The sequence below is a fragment of the Variovorax humicola genome (assembly GCF_037889915.1).
Taxonomy (GTDB): Bacteria; Pseudomonadota; Gammaproteobacteria; order Burkholderiales; family Burkholderiaceae_C; genus Variovorax; species Variovorax humicola.
This window is the reverse complement of record NZ_JBBKZV010000018.1, coordinates 120,151-126,159: the sequence shown is the minus strand read 5'-3', so window position 1 is coordinate 126,159 and position 6,009 is coordinate 120,151. Positions and strand designations below refer to the sequence as shown.

The window sequence follows — 6,009 nt, the reverse complement described above, 5'->3', positions numbered from 1 at the left end:
GAACTGCACCTTGATGCGCCCGAGTTCGTCGGTCCACAGGTTCTGGCCTTCGGGGCCGACGACGAGGGCGGTCTGCGGGCCGTGGGTGTGGGGCTTCGTTTGCGTGAGGGCGGGGCGCAAGGGCTCCTTGACGGGGTGGGCGGTGAGCTCGACTTCGACCTTCCATCGCTGCCTGCGCCCAGGCGCCGCATCCCTGATCTGGCTGTCCTGGGCCACGTCTTCGATGAGGAGGTGAGTGTCGAGGATGAGGTACTCGGCGTTGGCTTGCTGTCTCGGGTGCCTGGCGAGCCTGAAGGTGCACCCGGGGGTCATGCCCCGGAGGTTGCCGCTGGCCTGGGCGCGCGCGCCGTGGGTGCGCAGGGCCTGCATGCGCAGCAGGCTCAGGAAGCGGCCTTCCTCATGCGGGTCGTTGGCCTCGCCCGTGCCGGCCTTGGGTTGGGCGTAGTGGCTGGCGCCCTGGCTTGCGTGCCACTGGTAGACCTCGCCTTCGGCCTGGCCGGTGGGGCGCGGGTCGCTGCGGGTCTGTGTCAGGTCGGCGCGGGGGCGGGTGTAGTCGTAGTCACGGGTGGTGTAGCGCCCGCTGGTGAGGCGGTTGCGGGGGACGAAGCTGTGCAGGTATTCGGCGTCGGGTTTCCAGCCGGGGGCGTGGTATTCGACTTGCCGGTACGCCTCGCTCGGGTTGTCCTTGTAGGCGCCCATGTTGTCGATGAGCACGAGCCGGTGCTTGCCTTCGGAGTGTTCGAAGAAGTAGCTGATGCCCCATTCCTGGCACAGGCGCTCGAAGAAGGCGAAGTCGCTTTCGTTGTACTGGGTCTGGTAGTCGCGCTGGGGGTAGGTCTCGATGAGGCGCTTGTCGACGGCAAAGGGGTAGTCGCCCAGGAGTTCGTCCAGGATGTCGATGACGCTCTTGTTCTGGAAGATCTTGCAGTCGGTGGCCAGCGTGGCCAGGTGCAGCCAGGGGCGCAGGGTGAGGCGGTACTGGATGTGGCGGCCTTCTTCGCCCCAGAAGGCCGCGTCGGCGACGAGGGCGTTGATCTGGCGCACACCGGCGCCGATGTGGTCGGTGCTGGCTCCGACGACGCCGGGGAGGAATTCGCCCATGCCGTCGAGCTGGATGGCGCAGCTGATCTCGCGGCCGATGAAGTCGTCGAGGTTGAAGTCGGTTGCGCCACTGGCGCCGAGGTTCAATGCGTCAGGGGTCTTGAGCAGAAGCTCGTATTCGAAGAGGCTGTTCAGGCCCTCCCGGCCCGACAGGCGCACCGGCTGCAATGCAGGCGCGCCCAGAAAGATGGGCACGGCCGGGCCGCCAATGGTCAGCGTACGGAACATTCTTGTTTTCTCCCTGAGTTTCTATTGATCGCCGTGACAGTGGCGAGAACTTCGTCGGCAAGGGGGCTGGATGTCCCCCGAACCGCGGAGAAGCATAACCAGCGAACCAAACTCAATCGTCTCCCACCCCGGGAGACGCACTCATGGTCCCGCAAGCGCGAATTCCAGAACGCGACCGACGTCCGGTGCAGACGGGCGGGTCGGGGTCGCCGCCGAGGAAGTCGACGATGACCTCCTGGCCGATGCGCGGGATCTGGATGCCGCCAAGCTGGATGCCGGCCCAGGGGGAACTGGCACCGCTATTTCAGGTATTGCAACGAATGGCGTCGCTCGGGATCGTCCGGGCCCTGGGACCGATGCTCGCGATATTGGCAAGCATCGCGTTGTGATGCTGGATGACCTGCCGGGGCATCACGAAGGCATTGCCCTCGGTTGTGTGCGCGTCTTCGACCAGCACAACCGAGTAGCCCAGCGTCAGGCGCCGCTTGCGACAGGCATCGCCGGATTGCCGCTCCAGCGCGACGAGGGCGGAATGCTCTCGCCCTTCATCACCAGCGTCAGCGGACCCAGTTGCGCGCCGTCATGCACGACAGCGCCGTACAGCACGATGCTGCGCGGCCCGATGTTCACGCGCGAGCCGATGTTCACGTGGTGGACCTTCATCACCCGGTCTTCGAACAGGTGGGTTTGCGGGCAACACTGCGCGTTCAGCTCGCTGTAGTCGCCGATGCGCACGCAGTCGAACTCGGTGAGGTCGGTGGTGTCCAGGTACACCCCGCGGCCGATGCGCGCGCCCAGCAGGTTGAAAGCCACCGGCAGCCACGGCGTGCCGCGCAGGTAGTTCATGAAGTTGGGAACCGCAATGCCCTCGTAGATGTTCGTCGCCGCTTCGGACAGCCACACGAAGGGCGTCCACATCGGCTTTGCGAGCGGCCGGTAACGGCGCAGGAAGATCCACTTGAACAACGCCACGAACACGAAGGTGGACAGGCCGAAGATCAGCCCGTCGAGCGTGAGGTAGCCGACCACCGCGCCCCAGTGCTCGCGTGCGGCCGAGGGCATGACCGCCTGCACGATGCTGTAGCCCGCCGCGATCACGATGGCATGCGGCACGACGATTCGGAATGCCTCGACCAGGCCGCGTCCGACCCGCCGCAGCAGCGAGGGGTTGAAGGTCAGCGACTCGGGGTGCCCGGTGACGACTTCGCGCGCCGGCAAGCGCAGCGCCGGTGAGCCGAGCCAGGTTTCTCCGCTGCGCATTTCCGCCGCATCGGGCGCACGGCCGAGCACGCCGATCAGCACGTTCTCGGGCACGGTGGTGCCGTCGGGGATGTAGGCGCCATTGCCGATGAAGCTGCGACGGCCAACCACGGTCGGCTGCATCGTCAGCCAGCCGCCGTCGATCTCCTCGTCGCCCAGCAGTACCGCGTCGGCGATGAAGGTGCCGTCGCCGAGCGTGAGCATGTCCGGCACCACGCCGAGCGCAGTCGAGATTTCGGCATTGCGGCCCACCTTGGCGCCCAGCAGCCGGTACCACATGGGTGCGAACAGCGTGGCATACACGCCATGCAGCACCTGCAGGCTCGACTCCTGGATCTGGTTGACCAGCCATTTGCCGCAGTAGACGTTGCTGTGCACCGGCCAGCTTCCGCTCTTCAGGCGCGGCAGCACGCTCCAGCGGATGCCGGCAGAGATCAGCGCCGTCAGCACGATCATCACCGGGCTCGCCAGTAGCGCCAGCGCGAAATACTTGAAGATCAGCACGGCGGAGTTGGACGCGATCCAGGTCGCTCCTTCGCTGTCGTCCAGCACGTCGATCAGCATGAAGGTCGGGAACACCGGCAGGAAGAACAGCGCGGCGACCAGCATGGCGCCGACGACGAAGAACACGCCTTCGCCGAGCAACCGGCGCGCGCTGACTGGCGGGCGGGGGCGCAGCGACGACGGATCGAAGGCGCCCATGTCGCGTGCCGGGGCGCCGCTCCAGACGCGCCGGGCCGGCATGGCCTGGCCATCGGCGAGCGCGGACTGCCCGTCGAGATGGCCCCAATCCCCGACGGAGGTGTTGCCCTCCAGCACGGCATACGAACCGACGTGCGCCTGGGCGCCGATGGCGATCGGGCCGAGCAGCAGCTGGCCGCAGAACACCCGCGCGTTCTCCAGGTTGACCGCGTTGCCGACACTGGCGCCATCGCCCACCGACAGCAGGTCGGGCGCGCGCACCTTGACCGAGCCGATGAGCACGTCCTTGCCGATGCGCGCACCCAGCGCACGCAGCCACCAGGACTGCAGCGACGAGCCACTGATGAAATAGGTCGGCGCCGCATCGCACAGCCGGTCGGCCAGCCACCAGCGGAAATAGGTCAGGCCCCAGAGCGGGTAGCGGCCCGGCCGAAGGCGTCCGGCGATCAGCCATTTGCCGGCGATGGCGATGGCGAACTCGAGGACCGTGGTCAGCAGGAACGCAACCATCGACATCGCGATCGCGTAGGGAATCGAGTCGTCCGGGGCGCCCGTGTAGAAGTGGTAGGTGAAGAAGGGCGCGAGCCACTGCATCATGCGCAACGCGACCAGTCCCGGAATGGCGCCCGCCTGTGCCAGGCCGCAACGCCAGCGGCGCCACGCGGAAGGTGGTGTCCAGTCGGGCACGCGCTCGGCAGGCTGGGCGCTGCTGGCCTCCAGCGCGGCGGCAATGGCGCCGACCGTGCGGTGGTTGTAGATGTCGCGCACCGTGATGCTGGTGAAGCGCGGGTCGGCGCGCAGTGCGGTCGCGAGTCGCGCCGCCAGCAGCGAATGGCCGCCGAGTTCATCGAAGAAATCCGAGCTGCGCCGGATGGCAAAGCCCGGAAAGAGAGTCGACATGGCCGCGAACACGGCGGCCTCGGTGGGTGACGCCGGCGTGTCCGATCCTTCGGTCGACGCTGGAGCCTCGGCCAGCGGCTGCGCCTTGAGCACCTTGCGATCGATCTTGCCGGAGGGCAGGCGCGGCATCTGCGGCAGCACCTCGAAGCGGCTCGGCACCATGTAGGGCGGCAGGCGCTCCGCCAGCGCCGTGCGCAATGCGGATGCCGACACATTGCCGGCGCTCTCGGCCACCAGAAACGCGATCAACTGGTCGACGCCTTGCGCCTCGCGCAGCACCACGGCCGCGGTTCCGACGCCTGGCTGCTGCGCCAGAACGGCTTCGATTTCGCCAAGCTCCACGCGGAAGCCGCGGATCTTGATCTGGTCGTCCGTGCGTCCCAGGCACTGCACGCATCCTTGTTCGTCGATGCGTGCCAGGTCGCCCGTTCGATAGAGCCGCGTGTCGCTCTTGTCGCGCGACCAGGGATTGCGCAGGAATTTCTCGGCCGTCAACTCGGGGCGGCCCAGGTAGCCGGCGGCCACGCCGGGCCCGGTGATGCACAGCTCACCGACCTCGCCGCGCGGCAGCAATGCGGGCTCAGACGCCATTTCTGGCGAGATCACCAGCATCGCGTAGTTGGGCAGCGGCCGGCCGATGGTCACGGGTTCGCCGGCGGCCAGTTCAGCCATGCTGGCCGACACCGTCGCCTCGGTCGGTCCGTAGCTGTTGAAAACCTGCCGACCAGCGATCGCCCAGCGCTCGACCAGCGACGCGGGGCACATTTCGCCGCCGAGATTGATCAGGCGCAGCGAGGGCACGTCGCGATCGAACAGCGCCAGCAGCGTCGGCACGGCATGCAGCACGCTGATGCGCTGCCCGATCAGCGCCCGGGGCAGCGCCTCGGGGTCGGATGCGATGACCTTCGGCGCGATCCAGAGCGTCGCGCCGACCAGGTAGCTGATCCAGATTTCCTCGAACGACATGTCGAAGGCGACCGAGAAGCCCTGGTAGACGCGGTCGTCCTCCCGCACGCCCAGCAGCGCGTTCTCGCTGCGAAGGAAGTGGCAGATGCTGCCCTGGGTGATCGCAATGCCCTTCGGCTTGCCGGTGGAGCCGGAGGTGTAGATGACGTAGGCCGGATGCGACTGCAGCGCGCCGTGGCGACGCACAGCCGTCTCCGTGTCGAATGGAAGTGCCAGCAGCGCCTCGGCCGTCCACGGCGGCCGGCCGATGGCGGCCAGCCTGGGCGCGAACTCGTTGCAGCTCACGATGCCGACGGCATCGGCATCATCGAGGCAAACGCCGACACGTTCGACCGGGGTGTCGGCGTCGAGCGGCAGCCAGGCGGCGCCGGTCTTGGCAATGGCCACCTGCATCACCAGCAGTTCCAGGCCGCGCGGTAGCCACAAGCCCACGATGCGGCCAGGACGCACGCCGCCTTCGATAAGCCGGGACGCGGCCCGGTCGGCCATCTGATCCAGTTCCCCATAGCTCAGCGCGTGCTCGCCAAAAATCAGCGCCGTGCGGGCGGGGATTCGTGCGGCGGTGGTTTCGAACAGGTCAGCGAGGATTTCCGTCCGGATGAGGTCTGGCCGGTGCGGGCCGCGGACGATATGGGGAGAGTCGGCGTCGGATGAGGGGGCGGACTGGGTGGGTGTCGGGAAGGTGAGATACATCGGCGATCCGGGAGCAGCAAGCGGCGGGAAATGGCTGGCTGCCAATCACCCGATTTTCCCATTCCAACGTGCGATGGCGGTCGCCAGTGCACAGCGGAAGCACCCGGTGTGCAAACATTTGCGCACAAGTGTTGCTTGGACGCGCCGCGCGGCGGTGGA

The 6,009-nt window shown here is 67.4% G+C and carries 2 protein-coding genes and 1 pseudogene; all 3 read right to left on the bottom strand.

Annotated elements, in window-relative coordinates:
- A partial coding sequence (locus tag WKW80_RS23975) for a type VI secretion system Vgr family protein (RefSeq protein WP_340366072.1) occupies positions 1-1,329 on the bottom strand: 1,329 nt, incomplete at its 3' end.
- A gap of 178 nt (positions 1,330-1,507) precedes the next feature.
- Positions 1,508-1,621: pseudogene (locus WKW80_RS23970) on the bottom strand (phage baseplate assembly protein V); the annotation flags it as partial.
- A 182-nt stretch (positions 1,622-1,803) separates the two neighbouring features.
- Positions 1,804-5,850, bottom strand: coding sequence for a Pls/PosA family non-ribosomal peptide synthetase (locus tag WKW80_RS23965; RefSeq protein WP_340366071.1), 4,047 nt, complete (start codon positions 5,848-5,850; stop codon positions 1,804-1,806).
- Positions 5,851-6,009 lie beyond the last annotated feature (159 nt).

Coding starts and splice junctions, on each gene's coding strand:
- WKW80_RS23965 (WP_340366071.1), bottom strand. CDS start 5,850: ATGTATCTCACCTTCCCGACACCCACCCAGTCCGCCCCCTCATCCGAC.